Origin of the sequence: uncultured Aurantimicrobium sp. (assembly GCF_936931525.1) — a bacterium.
Lineage (GTDB): Bacteria > Actinomycetota > Actinomycetes > Actinomycetales > Microbacteriaceae > Aurantimicrobium.
This window is the reverse complement of the sequence record NZ_CAKZII010000133.1, coordinates 1-25,072: the sequence shown is the minus strand read 5'-3', so window position 1 is coordinate 25,072 and position 25,072 is coordinate 1. Positions and strand designations below refer to the sequence as shown.

The 25,072-nt window shown below is 57.5% G+C and carries 23 protein-coding genes; 13 read left to right on the top strand and 10 right to left on the bottom strand.

Annotated features, from left to right (window positions below; all coding sequences use genetic code 11):
* Positions 1–79 precede the first annotated feature (79 nt).
* From sucC to hisC, 8 genes are all read left to right on the top strand, one after another.
* Entirely contained in the window at positions 80–1,243 is a 1,164-nt protein-coding gene (sucC, locus tag Q0362_RS06425; protein WP_298121443.1) for an ADP-forming succinate--CoA ligase subunit beta, read from the top strand.
* A 27-nt stretch (positions 1,244–1,270) separates the two neighbouring features.
* Positions 1,271–2,158 carry a succinate--CoA ligase subunit alpha gene (gene sucD / locus Q0362_RS06420; RefSeq protein WP_280794434.1) on the top strand — a complete coding sequence of 296 codons (888 nt, stop codon included), beginning with the start codon at positions 1,271–1,273 and terminating at the stop codon, positions 2,156–2,158.
* A gap of 146 nt (positions 2,159–2,304) precedes the next feature.
* Entirely contained in the window at positions 2,305–3,735 is a 1,431-nt protein-coding gene (locus tag Q0362_RS06415; RefSeq protein ID WP_298121440.1) for a hypothetical protein, read from the top strand.
* Between the two features lie 9 nt (positions 3,736–3,744).
* Positions 3,745–5,019, top strand: coding sequence for a DUF6350 family protein (locus Q0362_RS06410; RefSeq protein ID WP_298121438.1), 1,275 nt, complete (start codon positions 3,745–3,747; stop codon positions 5,017–5,019).
* Positions 5,020–5,028: 9 nt separating this feature from the next.
* The gene (gene purN, locus Q0362_RS06405; RefSeq protein WP_298121436.1) at positions 5,029–5,619 is read left to right on the top strand and encodes a phosphoribosylglycinamide formyltransferase; all 591 of its coding nucleotides are present in this window, start codon (positions 5,029–5,031) and stop codon (positions 5,617–5,619) included.
* Positions 5,619–7,217, top strand: coding sequence for a bifunctional phosphoribosylaminoimidazolecarboxamide formyltransferase/IMP cyclohydrolase (gene purH / locus Q0362_RS06400; protein WP_298121433.1), 1,599 nt, complete (start codon positions 5,619–5,621; stop codon positions 7,215–7,217). The genes purN and purH overlap by 1 nt, the downstream gene beginning before the upstream one ends.
* Before the next feature lie 11 nt (positions 7,218–7,228).
* Entirely contained in the window at positions 7,229–8,428 is a 1,200-nt protein-coding gene (gene ddaH / locus Q0362_RS06395; protein ID WP_298121428.1) for a dimethylargininase, read from the top strand.
* Positions 8,429–8,511: 83 nt separating this feature from the next.
* Positions 8,512–9,579 carry a histidinol-phosphate transaminase gene (hisC, locus tag Q0362_RS06390; RefSeq protein ID WP_298121424.1) on the top strand — a complete coding sequence of 356 codons (1,068 nt, stop codon included), beginning with the start codon at positions 8,512–8,514 and terminating at the stop codon, positions 9,577–9,579.
* A gap of 3 nt (positions 9,580–9,582) precedes the next feature.
* Here hisC and Q0362_RS06385 read toward each other — a convergent pair whose 3' ends face one another.
* Together Q0362_RS06385 and Q0362_RS06380 are read right to left on the bottom strand one after the other, a co-directional pair.
* Positions 9,583–10,191, bottom strand: a complete 609-nt coding sequence (locus tag Q0362_RS06385) for a GNAT family N-acetyltransferase (RefSeq protein ID WP_298121421.1) — start codon at positions 10,189–10,191, stop codon at positions 9,583–9,585.
* 9 nt (positions 10,192–10,200) lie between these two features.
* Positions 10,201–10,836, bottom strand: a complete 636-nt coding sequence (locus Q0362_RS06380) for a YqaJ viral recombinase family protein (protein ID WP_298121418.1) — start codon at positions 10,834–10,836, stop codon at positions 10,201–10,203.
* A gap of 129 nt (positions 10,837–10,965) precedes the next feature.
* Here Q0362_RS06380 and Q0362_RS06375 point away from each other — a divergent pair, with 129 nt between their 5' ends.
* On the top strand, positions 10,966–11,706 hold the full coding sequence (locus Q0362_RS06375) for a response regulator transcription factor (RefSeq protein WP_298121415.1): 741 nt from the start codon (positions 10,966–10,968) through the stop codon (positions 11,704–11,706).
* Positions 11,706–13,184 (top strand): HAMP domain-containing sensor histidine kinase, encoded by a 1,479-nt coding sequence (locus Q0362_RS06370; RefSeq protein ID WP_298121413.1) that lies wholly within the window; start codon positions 11,706–11,708, stop codon positions 13,182–13,184. The genes Q0362_RS06375 and Q0362_RS06370 overlap by 1 nt, the downstream gene beginning before the upstream one ends.
* A gap of 74 nt (positions 13,185–13,258) precedes the next feature.
* Here the strand turns inward: Q0362_RS06370 and Q0362_RS06365 are convergent, their stop codons facing one another.
* Positions 13,259–14,275 (bottom strand): 1-phosphofructokinase family hexose kinase, encoded by a 1,017-nt coding sequence (locus Q0362_RS06365; protein ID WP_298121411.1) that lies wholly within the window; start codon positions 14,273–14,275, stop codon positions 13,259–13,261.
* A gap of 357 nt (positions 14,276–14,632) precedes the next feature.
* On the opposite strand from Q0362_RS06365, the gene rplJ reads away from it, so the two are divergent.
* Positions 14,633–15,148, top strand: a complete 516-nt coding sequence (gene rplJ, locus Q0362_RS06360) for a 50S ribosomal protein L10 (RefSeq protein WP_110234598.1) — start codon at positions 14,633–14,635, stop codon at positions 15,146–15,148.
* A gap of 47 nt (positions 15,149–15,195) precedes the next feature.
* Positions 15,196–15,582 carry a 50S ribosomal protein L7/L12 gene (gene rplL, locus Q0362_RS06355; protein WP_110234597.1) on the top strand — a complete coding sequence of 129 codons (387 nt, stop codon included), beginning with the start codon at positions 15,196–15,198 and terminating at the stop codon, positions 15,580–15,582.
* Between the two features lie 69 nt (positions 15,583–15,651).
* Here rplL and Q0362_RS06350 read toward each other — a convergent pair whose 3' ends face one another.
* Positions 15,652–16,902, bottom strand: coding sequence for an Nramp family divalent metal transporter (locus Q0362_RS06350; protein WP_298121409.1), 1,251 nt, complete (start codon positions 16,900–16,902; stop codon positions 15,652–15,654).
* 106 nt (positions 16,903–17,008) lie between these two features.
* Here Q0362_RS06350 and Q0362_RS06345 point away from each other — a divergent pair, with 106 nt between their 5' ends.
* Positions 17,009–18,280 (top strand): saccharopine dehydrogenase family protein, encoded by a 1,272-nt coding sequence (locus tag Q0362_RS06345; protein ID WP_298121407.1) that lies wholly within the window; start codon positions 17,009–17,011, stop codon positions 18,278–18,280.
* On the opposite strand, the gene Q0362_RS06340 is transcribed toward Q0362_RS06345, so the two are convergent.
* The 6 genes from Q0362_RS06340 to xylA form a co-directional block, all read right to left on the bottom strand.
* Positions 18,277–19,254: an aldose epimerase family protein gene (locus tag Q0362_RS06340; protein ID WP_298121405.1), complete on the bottom strand. Its 978-nt coding sequence runs from the start codon at positions 19,252–19,254 to the stop codon at positions 18,277–18,279. The genes Q0362_RS06345 and Q0362_RS06340 overlap by 4 nt on opposite strands.
* A 70-nt stretch (positions 19,255–19,324) precedes the next feature.
* On the bottom strand, positions 19,325–20,566 hold the full coding sequence (locus tag Q0362_RS06335) for a sugar ABC transporter permease (RefSeq protein WP_298121403.1): 1,242 nt from the start codon (positions 20,564–20,566) through the stop codon (positions 19,325–19,327).
* Positions 20,566–21,315, bottom strand: a complete 750-nt coding sequence (locus Q0362_RS06330; protein ID WP_110234592.1) for an ATP-binding cassette domain-containing protein — start codon at positions 21,313–21,315, stop codon at positions 20,566–20,568. Before Q0362_RS06330 ends, Q0362_RS06335 begins: the two co-directional genes overlap by 1 nt.
* Positions 21,316–21,453: 138 nt before the next feature.
* Entirely contained in the window at positions 21,454–22,500 is a 1,047-nt protein-coding gene (locus Q0362_RS06325; RefSeq protein WP_298121400.1) for a sugar ABC transporter substrate-binding protein, read from the bottom strand.
* A 178-nt stretch (positions 22,501–22,678) separates the two neighbouring features.
* Positions 22,679–24,091: a xylulokinase gene (xylB, locus tag Q0362_RS06320; RefSeq protein WP_298121398.1), complete on the bottom strand. Its 1,413-nt coding sequence runs from the start codon at positions 24,089–24,091 to the stop codon at positions 22,679–22,681.
* A 3-nt stretch (positions 24,092–24,094) separates the two neighbouring features.
* The coding region (gene xylA / locus Q0362_RS06315; RefSeq protein ID WP_298121396.1) for a xylose isomerase at positions 24,095–25,072 on the bottom strand (978 nt) is incomplete at its 5' end.

The following is a 25,072-nucleotide window of genomic DNA, read 5'->3' as shown; positions in this document are numbered from 1 at the left end:
CTTGATATCAAGTTACTTTTAACTCATCAGATTTATTTACCTTCCCCTCTTTATCGCTCAACGCGGATTAGGAAATCACGTGGATCTTTACGAATACCAAGCCAGGGACCTATTCGAGAGCTACGGTGTTCCCGTGCTCGCTGGCATCATCGCAGACACCCCTGCTGAAGCTCGTGCTGCAGCAGAAAAGCTGGGCGGCGTTGTCGTCGTCAAGGCTCAGGTCAAGGTTGGCGGCCGCGGTAAGGCCGGCGGCGTCAAGGTCGCTAAGACCCCTGAGGAAGCTGAAGAAGCAGCACAGGCCATTCTTGGTCTCGACATCAAGGGCCACGTCGTCAAGCGCGTCATGGTTGCCGCTGGTGCTCGCATTGCTGAAGAGTTCTACTTCTCCGTACTTCTCGACCGTGCAAACCGCTCCTACCTCTCGCTGACTTCCTACGAAGGTGGCATGGAGATCGAGCAGCTCGCAGTTGAGCGTCCCGAAGCTCTTGCTCGCATCGAGGTCAACCCCATCAAGGGCATCGACCTGGCTGAAGCCAAGCGCATTGCTGTTGAAGCGAAGTTCCCTGCAGAGCTCGTAGACAAGGTTGCTCCTGTCTTCGTCAAGCTCTACGAGGTTTACACCGGCGAAGACGCCACTCTCGTTGAGGTCAACCCACTGGTTCTCACCGAAGAAGGCGACGTTATCGCCCTCGACGGCAAGGTCTCGCTCGATGAGAACGCTGAGTTCCGTCACGAGAACCACGCAGCACTCGAAGACAAGGCAGCTGCTGACCCTCTCGAGGCCAAGGCTAAGGCTGCAGACCTCAACTACGTCAAGCTTGACGGTGAGGTTGGCATCATCGGTAACGGTGCAGGTCTCGTCATGAGCACCCTCGACGTTGTTGCTTACGCTGGTGAGAAGCACGGTGGGGTCAAGCCCGCTAACTTCCTCGACATCGGTGGTGGAGCTTCTGCTGAGGTCATGGCTGCTGGTCTCGACGTCATCCTCGGTGACGCCCAGGTCAAGAGCGTCTTCGTCAACGTCTTCGGTGGTATCACCGCTTGTGACGCTGTGGCGAACGGTATCGTCCAGGCACTGGCAACCCTCGGTTCCGCTGCTAACAAGCCTCTCGTTGTTCGCCTTGACGGCAACAACGTCGACGAGGGTCGTCGTATCCTCGCCGAGGCTAACCACCCACTCGTAACCATCGCAGACAGCATGGATGACGGCGCCGACAAGGCCGCTGAACTCGCTGCCCGCTAAGCCCTCACGAATATTCAAGGATAAGAAATGTCAATCTTTCTGAACAAAGACTCCAAGGTCATCGTGCAGGGCATCACCGGTGGTGAGGGCTCCAAGCACACCGCTCGTATGCTCGCAGCTGGCACCCAGATCGTCGGTGGTGTGAACGCTCGCAAGGCAGGCACCACTGTGACTCACGGTGACGTTGAGCTTCCCGTTTTCGCCACCGTTGCAGAAGCAATGGCAGCAACCGGCGCTGATGTCTCGATCGCATTCGTTCCTCCTGCATTCACCAAGGATGCCGTTGTCGAAGCAATCGACGCAGAGATTCCTCTGCTCGTCATCATCACCGAGGGTGTTCCTGTTCAGGACTCTGCTGAGTTCTGGGCATACGCCAAGGAGAAGGGTGCGAAGACTCGCATCATTGGTCCTAACTGCCCCGGCATCATCACCCCTGGTGAGGCACTCGTAGGTATTACCCCTGCGAACATCACCGGCAAGGGCCCCATCGGTCTGGTTTCCAAGTCTGGAACCCTGACCTACCAGATGATGTTCGAGCTGCGCGACCTCGGCTTCTCGACCGCTATCGGTATTGGTGGAGACCCCATCATCGGCACCACTCACATCGATGCACTTGCTGCATTCGAGGCTGACCCCGAGACCAAGGCCATCGTCATGATCGGTGAAATCGGTGGTGACGCTGAAGAGCGCGCTGCAGACTTCATCAAGGCGAACGTAACCAAGCCAGTTGTTGGCTATGTTGCGGGCTTCACCGCTCCCGAGGGTAAGACCATGGGTCACGCTGGTGCAATCGTTTCTGGTTCCGCTGGAACTGCTCAGGCAAAGAAGGAAGCCCTCGAGGCTGCCGGCGTCAAGGTTGGAAAGACTCCTTCCGAGGCTGCTCGCCTGATGCGCGAAATCATGGCAAGCCTCTAATCCAGGCTGCTTTCACTCGGCGCTTCCCGTGAAGGGGAGCGCCGAGTTCGTTTAACTGCACCTGAACATCCGGGCACATCCGTTCACATCTGGTCCAAAATCATGGTCGAGCTGGCAGACTAGGAGAACTGTCTAACCTCTGGGGATTGAAAACAAACATGTCTACTGCTGTGAAGAAGAGCGCTGGCCGCTCCTGGTTGTCCGCGATTGCGTTGATTCTTGCCGTTGCTCTCACACCCGCTGCGATCATTACGCACTGGGCAACGAGTGAAGTCACCAACACTCAGCGCTTTGTTTCCACGCTGTCCCCACTGGCAGAGAACCCTGCTGTTCAAGAGACCATCATCACTGAGGTCACCACCATCATTGATAAGCAGGTGGACATCAAAGAGGTGACCACCTCACTCTTTGAAGGTTTGGGTAATGCACTGGATCTCCCAGATGCAGCCAAGAAGGCTTTGGGCATGCTTGCTGCCCCTGCAGCCAGCGGTATTGAATCCATGGTTCAGACCCTCGTCAGCGACGTGGTGAAGTCTGACGCCTTTGCCAAGGCATGGGACAAGACCCTCACCCTGACCCAGGAACAGACAGTTGCACTGCTTTCAGGTAACCCTGACTCTGTGATCAAACTTGCCAACGATGGCACCCTCACTCTTCCCCTCAAGCCCATCATCGTGGAGATCAAGAAAGAACTGATCAGCCAGGGCGTGGGCTTCGCCTCTGCTATTCCAGAAGTGAACACGGACATCACCTTGGGTAAGGTTCCTGAGCTCGCCGCTGCTCGCCTGATCTACCAGATCGGTGTGGGCGTGGGAACATGGCTTCCCTGGGTAGTTGCAGCTCTGTTCGTAGTGGGCATTGCTGCCGCTCGCCGTCGCCCCCGTGCACTTGCTGCCACCGGTAGCGTCATGCTGGCTGTCATGGCTCTGCTTGCCTTTGTCTTCACCAGCGGTCGTGTTGTCGCGACCACGGTGATTGATCCCAACTACTCACCCATCGTGGGTGCTGTCTATGACGCCCTCGTTGCGTTCGTCCTTGACGTTGTCATTGCTTTGGCCCTGGCTTCCGTCATTGCCATCGTGACGGGTTGGGCTTTGGGCACCAGTGAAAGCGCAGCGAAGTTCCGCGGCTTCTCTAACAAGCAGATCAACGCTCTGCGTAAGAGCGTGGACCCCGAGAACAAGTACTTCGCTGAATCCAGCAAGGTAATGCACCAGTACCGCGTCGTTGCCCGAGTGGTCATTATTGGTGGCATTGCGCTGATTCTCAGCGCAACTATTCCACTGACCATCGGCGATGTCTTTGGCTGGACCATTGCTGGTCTGGTTCTGCTCTTCGCTTATGAAGTTCTTCAGCGTCCAGTTGCTCCTGTTGCAGTGAAGGCTGCAGCAGCTCCTGCAGCTGCTGCACCTGCCACCAAGACCGTTGCCAAGGCACCGGTCAAGAAGGCACCTGCCAAGAAGGCCCCCGTGAAGAAGGCTCCTGCTGCTCCTGCAGCGAAGAAGCCCGCGGCAAAGAAGAGCGCAACTGGCTCAACTAAGCCTGTCGCGAAGAAGCCAGCTACCAAAAAGTCATAGCATCAAGGGGTGAACCGCACCCTCATTGCACTGCTTGCTGCCCTGGAGTCTCTCCTGGCAGTGGGTATTGGCATTGGAATCTCGTTGGTTCCCTTGAGTTTGATGTGGGCATTCCAGCTCGATACGGGCGTGGGCTGGGACGTGTTTTACCGCGCTTCTGCTGACATTTGGTTGGTAGGCCACGGTGTTGACCTCACCATCACCCTCGATCCAGCTTTGGCGGCTGCTGTTAATCTTCCCGGTGCGGAGAAGCCCTTCTTGATCTCCATTGCACCGCTGTTCTTCTCGCTTTTGACCATCTTGTTGGGTGTTCGCCTGGGCCGGAAGTCACTGGAATCAGGTGCTCGCTTTATTGGTCCCGTTGCCGCCATCAGCACCTTCGGTGGTCTGACGGTGCTCATTGCCCTTTCTTCGATCAACGCCAACGCCATGCCCACGATGTGGATGGCGTTGTCCTTCCCCACCGCCATCTTTGGCGTGGGCTTGCTCATCGGTGCCCGTGGTGAGATTGGTCACTCTGGTGGACGTGCTGAACGTGTGCAGAAGCGGTTGTCTGCGTGGGCCTTTGGTTTGCCCACCCAAGTTCAAGCTGTGTTGGCTTCCTCGCTACGTGGCGGGCTCGCTGCTGCGGCCATCGTGGTGGGCATCTCTGCCGTAGTTCTCTCTGTTCTGGTCATTGCCAACTTCTCTGCCATCTTGGGTTTGTATGAAGGCCTGCAGGGCGGTGGCGGGGGTAGCTTGATCCTCACCGCAGCACAGCTGATGTTCATGCCCAACTTCGTCATGTGGGTGGCGTCGTGGTTTGTCGGCACGGGCTTTGCTCTCGGTACGGGTTCTTCTGTTTCTCCCGTGGGCACTGACTTAGGCCTGGTCCCTGCCTTGCCTATCTTGGGCGCAATGCCGACCGCTGACTTAGCTTTTGGTTTCTTAGGGATCTTGGTGCCGGTCGCAGCTGGATTTGTTGCCGCGTTCTTTATTCGTCCTGGCCTCGTTCGTTCTCTCGGTGCTCAGCTGTCCTTCCGCTGGTTACTGTTCACCGTTCTGGGCATTGCCCTCGTGGGCGGAATTCTTATCGGATTTATGGCCTGGGCAAGCGGCGGAGCCGCCGGCCCTGGCCGCCTCGTCGACGTGGGACCGAACGCCCTGCGCACCGGCGGATTTGCTGCGGTGGAGTTCCTTATTGCCGCTGCACTGGGAATGTATGCCGGATCACGTTCCACGGGGCGTTCTTCTGCACCCACACAGGCCAAAACTCCCGAAAATAGCCCCAGCTCTAGCCGGTAGGCTTGAGGGGTGCTGAAACTCGTCGTCCTGATCTCTGGATCGGGCTCTAATCTTCGTGCCTTGCTCGAGGCCACGAACGACGACTCTTTCCCTGCACAGATTGTGGCTGTCGGTGCCGATAACGAGGCTTCCGGTTTGGCTCACGCTCGCGAGTTTGGTGTTCCCACCTTCGTGGTCTCACCTGCTGACTACGCGAACCGTGTGAGCTGGGGCGAAGCACTCATTGCTGAGATCGCTGACTACTCTCCTGACCTGGTTGTGTGTGCTGGATTCATGCGCATTCTGCCGGCCAACGTGGTTGCCGCGTTCTCGCCCAACCTCATCAACATGCACCCCGCATTGTTGCCTCTCTACCCCGGCGCTCACGCGGTGCGTGACGCCTTGGCAGACGGGGCAACAGTTACTGGTGCAACGGTTCACATTGTCGACGAGGGCGTCGACACTGGCCCCGTGATTGAGCAAGTGGAGGTGGCCATCAATGCTGATGACACCGAATCTTCTCTGCACGAGCGCATCAAGATTGTCGAGCGTGAACTCATTGTTCACACCGTTCGCAATATCGCCCACGCCCACGTCAACCTTCAGGAGTTAGCACGCTGATGAGCGGCCCTTCACACGACCCCAGCCTTTACAACCACCGCGACGTTGTTCCCGTTCGTCGCGCCCTGATCTCGGTCAGTGACAAGACCGGTCTGCTTGACCTGGCTGGTGCACTGAGCGCGGCAGGTGTTGAGCTGGTTTCCACCGGTTCCACCGCGCAGACCATTCGTGACGCAGGTCACGCCGTCAAGGACGTCAGCGAAGTCACGGGCTTCCCCGAATCTCTCGACGGCCGTGTGAAGACCCTGCACCCTTCCGTCCACGCCGGTATCTTGGCTGACCTTCGTCTCCAGGCACACGCAGACCAGCTCGACGAGCTGGGCATCCAGGCGTTTGACCTCGTCGTGGTGAACCTCTACCCCTTCCGCGAAACCGTTGCTTCAGGCGCTGCTGATGCTGATGTCATCGAGCAGATCGACATCGGTGGTCCCGCCATGGTTCGTGCTTCGGCAAAGAACCACCCCAACGTGGCCATTGTGGTCTCTCCTGCTCGCTATGGCGAGATCATGGAAGCCGTAGCCAAGGGTGGAACTTCGCTAGAACAGCGCCGCTCACTGGCTGCTGAAGCCTTTGCCCACACTGCTGCATATGACGCCGCAGTGTCAGCTTGGTTTGTGCGTGATGAGAAGTTCCCTGACACCTATGCAGTTTCGGCACAGCGTGGATCAATTCTTCGTTACGGCGAGAACTCGCACCAAGAAGCTGCACTGTATTTGGAGCAGGGTGGTCACGGCATTGCCCAGTCCACACTCTTGGGTGGCAAGGAAATGTCTTACAACAACTTCGTTGATGCAGATGCTGCCGTTCGTGCTGCTTATGACTTCATCAACCCTGCGGTTGCGATCATCAAGCACGCCAACCCCTGCGGTATTGCTGTGGGCCGCGACAAGGCAGTGGATCAGATTGCCTCTGCACACCGTCTCGCACACGAGTGCGACCCCGTCTCTGCCTTTGGTGGTGTGATTGCGGCTAACCGCACCGTCACCCTCAAGATGGCTGAGCAGGTCAGTGAAGTCTTCACCGAGGTGCTCGTTGCTCCGGGCTTTGAGCCCGATGCATTGACTCTTCTCAAGACCAAGAAGAACCTGCGTCTGCTCCAACTGCCTGAGGACTTCGGCCGTGAGCCTCAGGAAATCCGCCAGATCTCAGGCGGCTTCCTGGTTCAAGATGCCGACCTCTTCGATAGTGGTTCCCGCGTAGGAGCACTCATCAGCGAATGGCAGCTCGTTTCCGGCGATGCCGCAGACGAAGAAACCCTCGTTGATCTTGAGTTCGCCTGGAAGGCCTGCCGTTCGGTGAAGTCCAACGCCATCCTGCTTGCCCACAACGGTGCATCAGTGGGCGTAGGAATGGGACAGGTCAACCGTGTTGACTCGTGCCACCTCGCGGTCAACCGTGCGGGAGACCGCGCTGCGGGCTCCGTTGCTGCCTCCGATGCGTTCTTCCCCTTCGCAGACGGTCTCGAAGTTCTCCTCGCTGCAGGAATCAAAGCAGTCGTTCAGCCCGGTGGGTCAGTGCGTGATGAAGAAGTCATCGCAGCTGCTCAGAAGGCTGGAGTCACCATGTATTTCACCGGCGAACGCCACTTCTTCCACTAAAGGATAAATAAATGTTCACACCACGTCGTCTTATCGCTGCTGCACTAGCTGCACTCGCAGTTGCAGCGATTACTCAGAACGTCACAGGCCTAGCCTTCTTCATTGGCAACAACTTTGAAGAAGCCATTCTGTGGCAGGCAGCTTCGTTCTTCATTGGTGCGAGCACCATTCTCTTCTTCCTGCTCCTGCTAGCTGGCGTTCTGGGCTTCCTGGCCAAGCGTCGTTATGCCTGGGTCGTGGGTCTGGTTGCGTCGTCCATCTCCGCCATTATTGGAATGTTCATCCAGGCAGCGTCACAGGGTGCGACCTTCACTCCTGATGTGCTTGCTGGTGTCTTCCAGTCCTTGCTCGGTGTGAATCTCATCTTCGTTGTTGCTGGCACCATCGCAGCCGTGACCGCGGGAACAGCTATCTGGCGCGCAGTGATTGCCCGCGGTGCTGCAACCGCTCCCACCAAGGTTGCTCTCGTGCGTGCACCTGCCTCTACCCTTGCTGACGGTCTTGTAACCCACATCAAGCGCAAGAAGGTTGACCTTGAGCTCGCTGACCAGCAGTGGGATGGCTACGTTGCCGCACTGAACGCAGCAGGCTGGCTCACCGTTGAGGTTGAACCTCGCGATGACCTTGCCGACAGCGTCTTCATCGAAGACACCGTTGTCATGCTGGGCAAGCTCGCTGTGATCTCCAACCCCGGCGCTGACAGCCGCAAGCCTGAAATCGAAGCCACCGAGGCGACGCTGCGCGACCTCGGTGTTGAGTGTGACCGCATCGTGAGCCCCGGTGCTCTCGATGGTGGTGACGTGCTCAAGGTGGGCAAGACCGTTTATGTTGGCCGCGGTGGTCGCACCAACGGTGAAGGTATTCGCCAGCTGCGTGCCATTGCTGCCAAGCAGGGTTACACCGTGGTTGCTGTTCCTGTCACCAAGGCACTGCACCTCAAGACTGCCGTGACCGCACTGCCAGATGGCACCGTTATTGGTTACCCACCCCTGGTGGATGACCCAGCAGTCTTTGACCGCTTCCTGCCTGTGCCCGAGGCACACGGCACCGCTGTTGTCGTACTCGCTCCTGACACCGTGCTGATGTCTGCATCAGCTCCGAAGTCTGCAGAGCTGTTCCGTGAACTTGGTTACCGCGTCATCACCGTGGACATCACCGAATTCGAGAAGCTCGAAGGATGCGTGACCTGCCTCTCGGTGCGTCTGCGCTAAGTACTGCATTATTCGAACAGGGACCCAGGTGACTGGGTCCCTGTTCTGTTTCTAGCTGGGGCGTGCACCGGTATCGTTGAAGGGTGATTAAGCAGCCTGCCCACATTGAGAACATCCCGGCCTATAAGCCAGGGAAGTCCTCTGTGGACGGCTGGGATGGTCCGGTTCACAAGCTCTCCTCCAACGAGAACCCTTACCCACCCCTTCCCTCCGTGATTCAAGCCATCACGGATGCTGCCTCCACCATGCACCGTTACCCTGACATGGCTGCCCCTGAGCTCACTGCTGCTCTGGCGAAGCGTCTGGGTGTGGAGGAGTCAGAGCTCGCCTTTGGGACTGGATCTGTTGAGGTTGCGGGTCAGTTGATCCGTGCTTTTGCCGGTCACGGCGACGAAGTGATCTATGCCTGGCGTTCCTTTGAGGCGTATCCCATCTTGGTTCGTGGTGCTGGAGCAACTCCAGTTGAGGTTCCGCTCACTGCTGATCACCGCCATGATCTACCTGCCATGCTGGCTGCCATTACTCCTGCCACCAAGGTCATCTTCATTTGCACGCCCAATAACCCCACCGGCACTGCCGTGGGACATGAGGAACTGCGTACATTCTTGGCTCAGGTACCCAGGCACGTCCTCGTGGTCATTGATGAAGCCTACGTTCACTTCCAGAACGATCCAGAAGCAGCTCGTGGTCTCGAGCTCTACCGCGAGTTCCCGAACGTGGCTGTGCTGCACACTTTCTCCAAGGCCTATGGTCTTGCTGCTCTGCGTCTGGGATACACCGTGGCGAAGCCTGAGGTTATGGAAGGTCTCGCCAAAGTCGCTTTGCCCTTTGGCGTGACCGATATTGCTCAAGCAGCCGGCGTTGCTTCTTTGGCAGCAGAGCCTGAACTCCAGGCGCGTATTGATGTTTTGCTCGAAGAGCGCAACAAGCTCGAGGCATATCTGGCAACCACAGCTTGGGATGCACCTGCCTCACAGGCCAACTTTGTCTGGCTTGCTGCCGGTGAAGAAACTGATGCCCTGCAGGCTCATCTGATGAGCCGGGGCATCATTGGTCGTGCTTTCACCGGCACGGGCATTCGTATTTCAGTGGGTTCCCCCGAAGCTAATGACGCTTTGGTGGATGCGCTCGGTTCTTACAACCGCAGCTAGCTCTTAGGCTTCTTCTGCCTGCTCGAGGTCATCGAGACGGGCAACAAGTCCGTCGTGGACTGCAGGCCACTCGTCCTTCGTGATGGAGTAGACGGCTGTGTTTCTGAGGGTGCCATTAGCCATCACCATGTCGTTGCGGAGCATGCCGTCGAGCTTTGCACCCAGCTTCTCAATCGCTGCACGGGATTGCTCGTTCTTCTCGTGGGTGCGCAGCTCTACTGCGTTGCAACCCAAGACATCAAAGGCGTAGCTGAGCATGAGGAGCTTGGCTTCAGGGTTGATCGCGGTGCCCTGAGAGCTGCTGGCCATCCAGGTGGAGCCAATCTCCACCTTGAGGTTCTCCAGCTTCATGTTCATGAAGGTGGTCATACCAATGGCCTTATTCGTGGCGACGTCAATGGTGGCAAAGGGCATCATGGTTCCCTGGCCATAGAGGCCCAGACGGCGATCAATCTCGGCGTTCATGCCTTCGCGGTTGGGAACCACGGTGTACCAGAGCTCGTGGACCTTGCCGTCTTCGCACGCAGCAGAGAGTTCTTCAGCACGCTCGTGGCTGAGAGGTTCTAAGCGGACGTAGTCGCCTTCAAGAATGGGAATCTCAGGGAGTGCCATGTTCGTTCCTTAGTTGGTGAGGCGGTGGAGCTCACCAATGAGCCCATTTGCCAAGAAGACGAGGTCACGGATAGCGCGCTCATCGCGCTCAATCCATAAGTGCTTAGGCGTATCGGAGACAGGAACGAAGTTTTCGTGCTGTTCCCACACAAACAAGGTGCGCTCGGCGCCCAGAACATACTGCTGCCAGTAAACCTGGCGCAGATATCCCGCAGGGACGCCTTCAAAGGGCTTCTGGCTGGTTTTGATCTCCGCCAGGATCAGTGTTTCCTCCACGACGCCAATGCCGTCAGGCGTGGCCAGGTGGCGAGACTCAGCTTCAGAGTGGAACAGCGCAGAGCTGGGTTCAATAGAGAAGTTCTCTTTCACCCAGGCAGCAATTACCGGTTCCCGGGTCTTGCCGTGCTCGGTGTAAACGTTGCCAGTGAAGCTCGATCCACGCAGTTTCTCGAGCGCTGCCGTGGGGATGGCGTTCACGCTATTGAGCTTGGCCACATCCGTGGCCGTAATGCCACGAGAGCGCGCACGAAGCCAGGCAGCTTCATCTGAGCCGTCGGTGACCATGCGGGAAAGATACGCAATATGGGGTTGTTCAGCCTGGGGCTTCGTCTCGGGCATTTGTGCCACATTCGCTGCTGAACTCACGAGCTCTATTCTGTCTTGTCCTGCTGACAACGCCCAGTGCGCTCGCCGCAGACGGGCACTCTCAGGGCATTCATAGCTTTCTTAGGCAGTTCATAGGATTCTCATAGGAAAGTTCGTCATACTCATCATGTGAACGAAACAACTGCCCAAGCCCCCGTCCGCCTGACCCGTGCCGATGGTTCTCCCATCCGCGTGCTCGTCGTCGACGACGAAGCATCGCTGACTGACCTGCTTCAAATGGCCCTGCGTTATGAAGGCTGGGAAATCAAGACCGCAGCCGATGGCTCATCCGCCATCGCCACTGCGCGTGATTTCCGCCCCGACGCGGTTGTGCTCGACATCATGCTTCCGGACATTGACGGCCTGCAGGTGCTGCAGCGCATGCGTGCAGACGGTAACGATGTTCCCGTGTTGTTCCTCACCGCCAAAGACTCTCTGGATGACCGTATTGCTGGTCTGACTGCCGGTGGCGATGACTACGTCACCAAGCCCTTCAGCTTGGAAGAAGTTGTGGCACGTCTGCGTGGCCTCATTCGTCGCTCGACGTTGACCGCAGACGCCAATGAAAGCCCTGTGCTGGTTGTGGGAGACCTCGAGCTGGATGAAGACAGCCACGAAGTGCGCCGTGCTGGTCGCTTGATTGAGCTGACCGCCACCGAGTTTGAACTGCTGCGCTACCTCATGCGTAACCCTCGCCGCGTGGTGAGCAAGAGCCAGATCCTGGACCGCGTCTGGGACTACGACTTTGGTGGCAAGAGCTCCGTAGTCGAGATCTACATTTCCTACCTGCGCAAGAAGATTGATGCCGAAGGTGCTCCCATGCTGCACACCGTGCGCGGTGCGGGATACATGATCAAGCCGGCTGAATAATGTCGAACGCCACCCGCGCTCCCTGGACGCTGCGTCGTCGCCTCACGGTGACGATGGCAGCTCTCTTGGTGGTTGCTGCGGCCCTTATTGGTGTCGTCAGCGTTCTCTCGCTGCGCTCCTTCCTGGTTGATCGACTGGACACCCAGCTCAACAGTGCCGTGATTCGAACCACGGAAGCCGTCACCGACGGCATCCCCGTTCGTCCCGGTCACAACGATGGCGATAACGACCACGATGATCGCCCCAACAATGCGTTGTTGGCTCCTGGTCAGGCTGCGGGAACCTTGGTAGCAGTCATTGCTGCTGATGGTTCCACCACGGCAGGCATTCTCAACGAACGCGGTGAAGTGCGTTTGGTGGATGTCGGAGACATCACCAACTTCACCACCGTGGAGATCAGCCGCGAGCCCAGCACCATTCATGTCAACGGTTCACAGGACTACCGCGCTATTGCGGTCAACACCACCGGCGATGCCAAGCTCGTCATCGCTCTGCCGATGACCGAAGTCAACGCAGCGAGTGCGCAGCTCATCACCGTCATCTTGCTGGTGACCGCATTTGGTGTGGGAGCTGTCATTGTTGCTGGCCGTCTCTTGATTCGTTACGAACTGCGCCCGCTGGATCGGGTCGCTGACTCGGCAACCCGTGTTTCCGAGCTTCCCCTGGATAAGGGTGATGTGGAACTGGCCGAACGTGTCAGCGAAGACGACACTGACCCTCGCACTGAAGTGGGCCGTGTGGGCGCTGCGTTCAACCACATGCTCGGTCACATCTCTCGTGCTTTCGCTGCCCGTCAGGCCAGTGAAGAAAAAGTACGCCGCTTCGTGGCGGACGCCAGCCACGAGCTGCGCACACCCCTAGCTTCTATCCGCGGCTATGCCGAGCTCACTCGTCGCGGTGGTGCCGAACTCCCTGAGGATGTTCGTCATTCACTCAGCCGGATCGAATCTGAAGCCACCCGCATGACAGGCCTTGTTGAGGACCTGCTGCTGTTGGCACGACTGGATGAAGGTCGTGAGCTTCAGCAGAAGCCGGTAGATCTTTCTCGCATCATTGTGGACGCGGTGAGCGATGCTCACGCGGCCGGTCCTGATCACACCTGGGACATGGAATTGCCAGAGGAACCTCTCGAAGTCATTGGTGACCAGCCTCGTCTGCACCAGGTCGTGGTGAACCTGTTGGCGAATGCCAGGGTTCACACCCCCGCAGGCTCCACCGTTCAGGTGGTGCTGGAGAAGCAGGATGACAAGGTGCTGCTGCGCGTGATTGATAACGGTCCGGGTATTCCGCAGGAGCAGATGCCGGAGCTGTTTGAACGCTTCACTCGTGGGGATGCCTCGCGAACCCGTGCGACCGGAAGCACCGGTTTGGGTCTCGCCATTGTCAACGCAGTTGTTCAGGCCCACCACGGGTCGGTCACGGTCACCAGTGACCCAGGCAAGACCATGTTCACCGTGAGTCTGCCGGCAGCACACTAGTTTCACAAAAAGGAAAGCCCCGCAGATGCGGGGCTTTCCTTTTGAGCTTTGTGTCTTTTGGGAGGACCTTCGCTTTAGTAGCGAACGGTTGCCTTTTCCATCAGTGCATACTCGGGGTCAACCTCACGCAGCTGAGCTACGGGAGCATCTCCGAAGGAGCTGATCAAGGTAGTGGGCAGGGACACTGCCAGTGCACCCCATGAACAGCCAGTGGTCAGAGCAGCTTCGGGGCTGAGAACAGGAAGAGTGCCTGCTTCGCGGCCTGCAGCAGAAGCTTCAGGGCTGACGACCTGGCTGAGGAATCCTGCCAAGAATGCGTCGCCGGCACCGGTGGTGTTGATGACCTCAGGAGCAACAGCAGAAGCCCAGACAACGTCATCAGCGGTGATGGCGATAGCGCCATCGGGGCCGAGGCTGACCAGGGCGATCTCGAGACCAGTCGAGATGAGCTCACGACCAGCTTCGATAACGTCGCCGAGAGTGTTGAGTTCGTGGCCCACGAGAGAAGCCAGTTCGTCTGCGTTGGGCTTGATCAAGTTGACCTCGCCGCTGCGACCCCAGTGCTTGAGTTCAGGGCCAGAGGTGTCCAGACCAACACGAGCACCCAAGTCGCGGGCACGAGAGAACAGTTCGCTGAGGTCAATAGGAAGACCGGTGTCGATCATCTTGGGGTGCATGCCGGAAACAACAAGCCAGTCTGCGTTCATGTCGGAGACCTGCTCGAGCGTGGTCTCGACAACATTGCGCCAGTCTTCAGTAGTGAAGGGGATGGCCTGCTGGTTGATGTTGGTGGTGCGACCGCCACGCTCGACCACAGTGGTGTTCACACGAACACGACCCTGAACGGGCATGATGCGCAAGATCTGGGGGAACGGGGTGGAGAAGAGAAGGTACTGGTCCTGCATACCAATGGGAAGCACGGCCGAGACGGGGTGCTTGGACAGGTGCAGGGTGCGGGCTACGTTCAGGCCCTTACCGCTCATGTATTCGTGGACTTCATAGGCACGGTTCACTTTGCCGACGGTCAAATCCTCGGCAAGGTAGGTGCGGTCCAGCACGGGAGCGGGGGTCAATGTAACTACAGCGTTCACGAGGCCTCAAATCTTCGTGACAAGCCAAAACTCACTTTGTGATGCCGGTCTCACTGGCATCCGATGTGAGCATCAGCGCTAACAGGGGAGGGAAGTCTCTAGTCTACCGATTTGCCAGAGGTACTTCCTCTCACGTACTCTAGAAACAACCAAAGACCGCTGGTTATTGGCATGCTCTCGAAAGTAAGCATCCAATCGAAGTTTCGTTTCGACGAAGACCCGCGCAGGAACCTGTAAGTGATAAATACGTTCGCGTGTTTTCTTTCGCTCCAGCCCTGCGCTGGAGCTTTTTTAGTTTTAGCGGCCCGAGGCTAATCACTCCACACAAGTGGGGTGTGAGAAACCACAAGGAGCGCCATGGCGAACAAGGAAGCAATGCTCTCCGAACTCGAGAAGAATTTCTCTGGTTCGAATGCAGTTCTGCTCACCGAGTACCGCGGCCTCACTGTTGCTCAGCTCAAGGAGCTGCGCAAGTCCATCAGTGAGCACGCGACTTACGCCGTGGTAAAGAACACGCTGACCAAGATTGCCGCCGCTAAGGCTGGCATCACCGGTCTCGATGACCAGCTTGCTGGCCCATCGGCTATCGCATTCGTGCACGGCGACGCTGTCGCTGTTGCGAAGGCCCTGCGTACCTTTGCCAAGGCAAACCCTCAGCTCATTTTGAAGGGCGGCTACTTTGACGGTAAGCCTCTCGACGCTGCTGAGGTTGGAAAGCTCGCCGATCTCGAGTCCCGCGAAGTACTCCTGGCAAAGTTTGCCGGAGCTGCAAAGGCCTCTCTCTTCGGTGCCGCATACCTGTTCACCGCACCTCTGTCGAAGGCTGTTCGTACAGTCGACGCACTGCGTGCAAAGCAAGAGTCCGGCAACTAGTCACTTACTAGTTCCGGTTTAGACGAAATAACAACAAGGAGAAAATCATGGCAAAGCTCTCAACTGAGCAGCTCATCGAGGCTTTCAAGGAGCTCTCGCTCATCGAGCTCAGCGAGTTCGTTAAGGCATTCGAGGAGACCTTCGAGGTCACCGCTGCAGCTCCCGTAGCTGTTGCTGCCGCTGGCGGCGCTGCACCTGCAGCTGCTGAAGCTGCTGAAGAGAAGGACTCTTTTGACGTCGTTCTCGAGGCTGCTGGCGCAAACAAGATTGCTGTCATCAAGGAGGTGCGTACCATCACCAACCTCGGTCTGGGTGAGGCTAAGGCACTCGTTGATGGAGCACCTGCAACCGTTCTCGAAGGCGCCAACAAGGACGCTGCTGAGAAGGCAAAGGCTGCACTTACCGAGGCTGGCGCAACCGTCGTCCTCAAGTAGTCTCAACAACTACACGCTTCAGGGCGTCAACTCTTCGGAGTTGGCGCCCTTTCGCTTTAACTTCTGGGGTTAGCCCGCGAAGGTAATCCAGAGCAGCACCGCGTTCAATCCAATGATGAACACGGATGCCACCACGGCAAGGGTGGTGGTGAGGGCTGAGTTGATGTCCACACCCAAGATGGACTTGTCTCTGGTGAAGATCACCAGGGGAATGAGGGCAAAGGGGATGCCGAAGGAGAGCACAACCTGGCTAATGATCAGTGCCCAGGTGGGATCGGCACCAATGCTCAAGATGATGAAGGCAGGGATCAAGGTAATTACTCTGCGCCACAGCAGGGGAATCTGAATATCTGTCAGACCACTCATGATCTCTGCCCCGGCATACGCACCCACAGAGGTGGAGGCCAAACCAGAAGCAAGCAGGCCCACGGCAAACAAGACGGCAATAGCGGGCCCCAGGTTGGCACTCAGGGCTGCATAGACACCCTCAAGGGTGTCCGTGCCAGGAACGCGCTGCAAGCTCACTGCAGCGGTGAGCAAAATAGCTAAGTTCACCCCACCGGCAATGATCAACGCCACGGTGACATCTACCCTTGTGGCCTTGAGGATCTTGCCGCGTTCCACACCAGCCAAAACCAGACCAAAGCGGTCACGAGTCAGGGCAGAGTGCGCATAGATAGCGTGCGGCATGATTGTCGCACCCAAGATGGATGCCGCCAACAGCACAGACCCGGCACCATCGAAGCGGGGCATCAGGCCACCCAGCAGTGAGCCAGGGTCAGGCGGTGCCACCACAAGCCCCATGCCAAAGCCCACAGCAATGATGAGCAAGAGGGCAATGATGATGCGCTCAAAAGCCTTTGCTCCCGAGCGATCACGCAAAGACAACAGCAGCAAGGAGAGCAACCCCATCACCATGCCACCAGCAAGAAGGGGGAAGCCAAAGAGAAGGTTGAAGGCGATGGCGCCACCGACGACCTCGGCGAGGTCTGTCGCCATGGCGACAATCTCCGCCTGCACCCAGAAGCCACGACGAAGCCACTTATTTCGTATCCGCTCACCGAGAATCTGGGTGAGTGATTTACCGGTGGCTAAACCGAGCTTCGCGGACAGGTATTGCACCAGCCAGGCAACCAAGTTGCCCACGACCACAACCCAGACCAGCAGGTAACCAAACTGGGCACCTGCGGTCATATTGCTGGCGACGTTGCCGGGATCGAGATAGGCAACACCGGCCACCAGTGCCGGGCCAAGTAGAGGAACAACCCGCAGTGCTCGCGCTCGACGAGACGTCGAGGGTGCAGGGGAAGGGGTTGTCATCGCTACTCAATTTCGCTGGGATGGACGCGGGTGCGTCTTCCCCACCAGACTACTTGTCAGCACAGAGTCAGACATAAGTAGATTCCTCAGGAGTAACGTCTGAGGTATGAGAATTCTGCTTGTTGGCGCTGGTGGCGTCGGAGACGCCATTGCCAAGATTTCCGCACGTCGGTCCTTCTTTGAGCTCATGGTGGTGACCGACTACGACATCACCCGTGCCGAGCGCACCATCGAGTGGCTCAAGGCCAAGCACGGTGCTGCCGCGATCGAAGGTCGCTTCATCGCTGACCAGATTGATGCCTCCAAGCCGGAGAGTGTGACCGAGGTCGCCAAGCGCCATGGCGCCACCCACGTGATGAACGCCGTGGAGCCCAAGTTCGTGCAGACCATCTTTGCCGGCGCGCTCGCTGCCGATGCGGACTACCTCGACATGGCAATGACGCTGTCCTTTCCCCACCCCACCAACCCCTATTCCGAAACCGGCGTGAAGCTCGGTGACGAGCAGTTCGCTGCCGCAGGGGACTGGGAGAAGGCCAACCGCCTAGCCCTCGTGGGTATTGGTGTGGAGCCAGGAATGTCGAACGTCTTTGCCCGCTATGCGCAGGACCACCTGTTTAGCTCCATCGATGAATTGGGCACACGTGACGGTGCGAACCTGGTTGTGCGGGACGACGAAGGCAACGAAATCTTTGCTCCCTCGTTCAGCATCTGGACCACGATTGAGGAATGCCTCAACCCTCCCGTGATCTGGGAGAAGGACAAAGGCTGGTTCACCACCCCACCCTTTAGTGAGCCCGAAGTCTTCACTTTCCCCGAGGGCATTGGTCCCGTGGAGTGTGTGAACGTGGAGCACGAAGAAGTTCTCATGATGCCTCGCTGGCTTGATGCCAAGCGCGTGACGTTCAAATACGGCCTGGGCGATGAGTTCATCGGAATTCTCAAGACTCTGCACCAGCTGGGTCTGGACTCAATTGAGCCGCTCAAGGTTCGCACCGCACAGGGTCCAGCCATGGTTGCACCCCGTGACGTGGTGGCAGCTGCACTGCCAGACCCCGCCACGATCGGTCCACGCATGACAGGCAAGACCTGTGCAGGAGTATGGGTCACGGGTCTGGGTAAGGACGGTAATCCTCGTGAGGTCTACCTCTATCACGTCAGTGATAACGAGTGGACGATGGCGGAATACGACAGCCAGTGCGTGGTCTGGCAGACCGCACTCAACCCGGTGATTGCCCTTGAACTCCTGGCCAACGGAACCTGGAGTGGTGCTGGTGTTCTCGGCCCCGAGGCCTTCGACGCGGTGCCCTTCCTTGAGCTGATGGCTAAGTCAGAAGCTGACGGCGGCTATGGACAGGCCTGGGGTCTCGAAGAGCGCTAAACGCTTGTGAACACGTGCTTAGTCACGTGTGAGTAGGTGTTCCCTGGCTGCAGCACAATGCTGGGGAACTGTGGCAGCAATGGGTTGTCATTGATGCGCTGAGGTTCTAAGCAGACCCCGCCGAAGGCGGTGAGCACATGCGCCTCATCGAAAGCCTCTTCAGGGAGATATCCCGCGGTGTAAACCTGCAGGGCGGGCTCGGTTGTGAAGATCTCAAGCTTTCTTCCCGAAGCTGGGTGGCTCAGGGTCGCGGCCGCAGTAGAGGTGTGATCCTTCTCAGCCAAGATGAAGGTGTCATCCCAACCTGGGGCTGCCAAGGACAACTCGGTTACTGCAGGGGTGAGCTCACCCGTGGGGAGTTGACCTTCCCCGGTCTCCACATGCCAGGCCACGTCTGCGTTCAACTGGTGGTCATGAATCGTGCTGCCCGCCACACCCGAGAGATTCCAGTAGCTATGTGTGGTGAGATTCACGGGGCAGGCAGAGGTCGTCTCTGCACTGAGGGTGCTGGTGAAGACACCATCTGAGGTGAGCTCATAGCGAGAAACCACGGTGAGCTCACCGGGATACTCTTCTTCGCCTGCAGGGCTGACGTAGTGGAACTCTGCCGTGACTGAGTCTTCGTTCTCGAAGGTGACTAACTCCCATTCGAGGCGGTCAAAACTGTTCGTTCCACCACCGTGGAGCTGGTTGGGGCCTTCATTAGGTTCAAGTGAGAACGAGAGACCACCACCGGTGAAGTGTGCTCCGGGGATCCGGCCTGCAACACGACCCACGGTGCAACCAAGGTAGAGGTTGGCGCGGTCGGCATAGTGCTGCGGTGTGGGAAGTCCCAGCACGACGTTTCCCAACTCACCATTTCTATCGGGAACCCAGAGTTCCACGATTCGTGCACCAAAGGTGGAGACAACCATGGACACCCCACTGCCAGTTGTCAGTCGGGTGAAGCCGGAGGGTTCTCGCTGGATGCTCATCAACTTATTCTCGCTGAGTCAGGAATGCCCCCAACGCATAGCTGCGTTGGGGGCATTGGTGACCTGAAGGTTAGACCCTCACTCCGCCGCCGGAGCGCTTGCGCGACAGGGCGTCGATGGTTGCAGCTGCAATAAGAACTGCACCGGTAACGAGGAAGTTCACACCAGCGGGGAGACCGATGAGGCCCAGACCGTTGTCGATGATTGCGATAACAAGAGCACCGATAGCTGCGTGGATCAAACGACCACGACCACCGAAGAGGCTCACGCCACCAACCACAGCTGCGGCAACACCGGAGAGCACGATCGAACGACCTGCGGTCGACTCGATTGCACCAATACGGCTAGCAGCAAGAACACCGGAGACCACAGCAAGTGTGGAACAGATGATGAAGGCGGTGATGCGGATCTTTGCCACCTTGATACCTGCACGACGTGCAGCTTCAGGGTTTCCACCCACTGCGTAGAGGTGACGACCAAAGGTGGTGCGGTCCAGTACGAAGGTTCCCACGAAGAGGATTCCGATCACGATCGGAATAACGATGGGGACACCTTCGATGGGAACAACAGAAACGCTGCGGTTGACGCTCATCGCGCCGACGGCGATTCCACCCAGGATGGCAATCAATGCCACGCGAGACAGCATCAGTGCGATGGGGCGGTTAGCCACACCTGACTTTGCACGACGTGCACGGTCATAGAAGCCCAGTGCGAGAGAAACTCCCACCATCACGGCAAGCATGATCCAACCACCTGCAACAGGCATGTTGGAGTTCATGATGGCCTTGAGCTCAGGAATGTCGAGGCGGAACAGACCACCGTCGCCGAGCATGACGAGCATGAGGCCCTGGAAACCCAGGAACAGACCCAGCGTGACCACGAAGGAAGGAACACCGATCTTCGCTACGAAGATACCGATGACCCAACCAACGAGTGAACCCAATGCCAGAGCAGCAATGATCGCAACGATCCAGTTGATACCCATCATCTGGTTCAGAACTACGAACAGTGCCATACCAACACCGGCGGTCACACCTGCAGAAAGGTCGATTTCTGCAAGAAGCAGAACGAAGACCAGTGCCGAGGCGAGAACGGTGAGCTGTGCTGCCTGAACGAACAGGTTGGCAAAGTTCAGTGTGGTGAGGAAGTAGGGGCTCAGTGAAGCGAACAGAACAACCAGGGCCAGCAGTGCAATAACAGCAGGCAGTGCGCCCATTTCGCCGTTCTTGAGACGCTGACCGTATGCGGTGATCTGGTCGCGGATAGTGCCTTCGTGGCCGCTACCGATTTCAGTGGGGGTTAGCGAACTCATTACGCCACCTCTTCCATGGTCTTGGTGCCGGTGATGTAACCAACAACATCGGATTGTGTAGTTTCTGAGGTCTTCAGTGATGCGACCATGCGTCCTAAGTAGAGAACGTTGATGGAGTCGCAGACCTGGAAGACGTCTGCCAAGTTGTGGCTAATGATGATGACGCCGATGCCGTTGTCTGCGAGGCGACGAACCAGGTTCAGAACCTGCTCGGTCTGTGCCACACCCAAGGCAGCGGTGGGCTCATCGAGGATGACGAGCTTGGCGTTACGAAGAACGGAACGTGCAATGGCAACTGTCTGACGCTGACCACCGGAAAGTGAGGACACCTTCTGACGAACAGACTTCACGGTACGAACCGAGAGGCTCTGCAGTGCCTTGGTGGCCTGGAACTCCATCGAACCTTCGTCGAGGGTGCCCTGGCTCAGTTCTTCGCGGCCGAGGAACATGTTCTGAACGATGTCGAGGTTGTCGCAGAGTGCGAGGTCCTGGTACACAACCTCAATGCCGAGAGCGCCGCTCTGGCGAGGGGAGTGGAGGTGAACTTCTTCACCCTCGAACTTGACGATTCCCTCGTCATAAGGCTGAACGCCGGAGAGGCCCTTGATCAGAGTGGACTTACCTGCACCGTTGTCACCAACGAGTGCGGTGACCTTACCTGCGTATGCCTTGAAATCAATGCCCTTGAGGACATCTACGGGACCGAAGCTTTTCTTAACTCCAGAGAGTTCGATCAGTGGCACATCCATGCCCATCTCCTTTGATGTTTCATCCGACCTATGTGTCGGGGTGGGTGTCAATTCAATGACAGAAAAATTGTGGGGGTGAAACAAGAGAGACTTTGCGCCGGCCGGATCGACCGGCGCAAAGTCTCAACTATTGGTTTGTTACTTTACGCCGTACTTTGCACATGCCTCAGCGAGCTCTGCGGTGCAGAGGTCCTTGGCAGTTGCGTCGCCACCAGCAACAACGTCGATGACCTGTTCAGGACCGACCTTGATGGGGGTAACTGCGACGAAGGGGGTTCCGTCAGCGAGCTTCTTCGCTACAGAAGGAGCCTTACCACCGAGGATCTGGATAGCCAGGTCCGAAGCAGCAGCAGCTTCTACAGAGAATGGCTTGTAGACCGTGCAGGTCTGCTTGCCGAGAAGAACGTTCTGGAGACCAGCAACAGATGCGTCCTGACCCGAAACAGGAACGGTCTTGCCGTTCTTGTCAAGGATGGTGATAACTGCAGCTGCGTTGGTGTCGTTTGCTACCCAAACAGCGTCAACGTTACCGCCGAGAGAGGTGTAAGCCTGCTCGAATGCGGTTCCAGCCTTGGTTCCATCCCAGGTACCAGGAGTCTCAGCAGCAGGCTTGATGCCAGCAGCTGACATGACGGATACAGCACCGTCGTAGAACATCTTTGCGTTACCGTCAGCGGGGTCTCCACCTACGTAAACAACAGATGCGGTTGCGGGGTCCTTGCCAGCAGCGGTAAGACCATCAACGATGCACTCACCTTCGATTGCGCCAACACCCTCGTTGTCGAAGGAGACGTAGTAGTCAGCACCCTCAACTGGACGGTCGTAAGCGATAACTGGAACGCCAGCAGCCTTAGCCTTCTCGGCAACCTGGATAGCAGCACCCTGGTGGTCGGTGAGGATCATTACGCCACAGCCCTTTGAGAGCATCTGGTCAGCAATGGTTGCGTACTTAGCGGTGTCACCCTGAGCGTTCTGGATGTCTACTTCGTAGCCAGCGTCGCCAAGTGCCTTTTCGAGAGCAGGCTTGTCGCCAGCTTCCCAACGAGGCGAAGACTCGGTGTCGGGGAGGATTACACAAGCACGGGTGCTTGCAGCTGCATCGTTAGATGCACCGGCACAACCCGAGAGGGCAAGTGCGGACACAGCTGCTAGAGCTGCGATTGAGATCAATGAAGACTTCTTCATTTCTCTCCCTTCAATTTTCTCTTGGTTTCTCGGATTAACTCCGAGTCGGGCTCGACGGTGAGCCCTGTCCCTATATGTTGCCGTATCCAACAAATAAGAAACAACTTATTTTGGTCACAAAGTGGTAACAAATAGCGGGAAAAGCGTTATTTGTTGTTTCAAACTCTAAATATGAGCTTTAACGTGACGCCGCGAAAGCTGCCGCTTTTCGGTAGTTTTCGATCACTTGTGTGGCCTGAGGAGAGGAAACCGTGCCGATCGTGGCGATACTCCACGCAGGTGCATTGCCTAAGACAAGCTGTGCTGCTTGACGGGCAGCGCCATTGGCAACATATTCACCAGGCTCCGCAATGACAACGGGAACACCAAAGATCTCACCGGCAATGACCTGAACCGCAGGGTTTGCACCCGCGCCACCGACCAAGAAGATACGTGAGCAGGCAACACCCGCATCAGCGAGTGCTTCCAGTCCCGCGTTCAGTCCACACAGCATTCCCTCAATCGCAGCACGAGCAATGTTCTCGCGGGTGTTGTTCGCCAAGGTCAATCCGACCAGCTCAGCAGTTGCGTGCGGAAGGTTAGGGGTGCGCTCACCTTCGAAGTAAGGAACTAAGACAACACCACCAGCACCTGGCTCTGCTTTCAGGGCTAGTTGCCCCAGCTCATCATGCGAAACATTCAAGAGCTTGGCAAAGGAGTCCATGACTCGGGCGGCGTTGAGGGTGCAGACCAGAGGAAGTGACGAGTTTGATGCACTGGCAAAACCAGCAATGGTTCCGCTGGTGTCATGAGTAGACGAGCTGGAAACAGCGAAGACTGTTCCACTTGTGCCCAATGAGACCACGACATCTCCCTCGGCAGCACCGAGACCAAATGCGGCAGCGGCATTGTCGCCTGCACCGCACGCAACCTTCACACCACCTGGCGTCGTGCCTACTTCTTCACCTGGCAACACAACGCGAGGCAGAACAGGAATGTGTCCCAGTGCATAGCTAAGGATGTCGTCGCAGTATGTATTGGTGGCGGAGTTGAAATACCCCGTGCCACTGGCGTCAGAGCGATCGGTTGCCAGTGCTTCCAGCACAGGACCCTTCTCGCTCTCACCGGCGGGACCATATCCGGCAAGGCGCCAGGTGAGCCAGTCGTGGGGGAGAGCTACTGCAGCAACGCGTGCTGCATTCTCTGGTTCTGTGTTTTTCAGCCACAACAGTTTGGTTGAGGTGAAGGACGCAACAGGAACAGAGCCGGTCAGCTGGGCAAGATGTTCTGCCCCAAAGTGTTCGGTGAGTTCGGTGGCTGCATCAGCACTGCGGGTGTCATTCCAGAGCAGGGCGTCACGAATGACGCGTCCTTCTTGATCAAGGACAACCATGCCGTGCTGTTGACCACCGATAGAGATGGCCTCGACGTCGTCGAGCCCACCGGCCTGGGTGAGTGCTTCACCTAGAGCTGTCCACCAGTGAGAAGGGTTGACCTCGGTGCCGTCGGGGTGACTAGCTCGCCCTTCGCGAACCAGTGCACCCGTCTCGGCGTCTCGAATAACTACTTTGCAACTTTGAGTTGACGAATCAACTCCAGCCACCAGGGCCATGGTTTAGCGGGCACCCATGAGGTGTTCGATGGCGAGCTGGTTGAGCTTGACGAAACCAAAGCCGCGGCCATCGAAGTAAGAGTCAGCATCGAAGTTCTCATAAGACGCGTTATCTGCGAGGAGATCGTTGTAGGTCTCACCAGGAGCCAAGGTGGTGGTGTGAATCTCAGCAACACGAGAAGCTTCCAGTGCTGCCTTGACCTCGGGGTCTGCACGGAATGCTGCAGCACGTTCCTTGAGCAGCAAGTACATGCGCATGTTGGCAGCTGCCGAGTCCCAGACACCGGTGAAGTCTTCGGTGCGGCTGGGCTTGTAGTCGAAGTGGCGAGGACCGTTGTACGAACGACCACCGTTGGGGCCGCCGAACTCGAGCAGATCAACCAAGGAGAAGGCGTTGAGAATGTCTCCGTGACCGAAGACGAGGTCCTGGTCGAACTTGACGCCCTTCTGGCCGTTGAGGTCGATGTGGTACAGCTTGCCGTGCTCGATAGCCTGCGCAATACCGGCGGTGAAGTTCAAGCCAGCCATCTGCTCGTGGCCAACCTCGGGGTTCAGGCCCACGAGGTCAGGGTGCTCAAGAGTGTTGATGAAGGCCATCGCGTGACCCACGGTGGGAAGAAGAATGTCTCCGCGAGGCTCGTTGGGCTTGGGCTCAATCGCGAAGCGAATGTCGTAGCCCTTGTCCTTGACGTAGGCAGTCATCAGGTTGACGCCTTCGCGGTAGCGCTGAAGTGCACCCTGGATGTCCTTGGCGCTGTCGTACTCAGCACCTTCACGTCCACCCCACATGACGAAGGTCTTTGCACCCATCTCAGCAGCGAGGTCCAAGTTGCGCAGTGCCTTGCGCAGCGCGAAGCGACGTACGCCGCGGTCGTTGCTGGTGAAGCCGCCGTCTTTGAAGACGGGGTGGCTGAACAAGTTGGTGGTAATCATCGGGATGATGATGCCGGTGTCGGCGAGTGCCTGCTTGAGGCGGTCGAT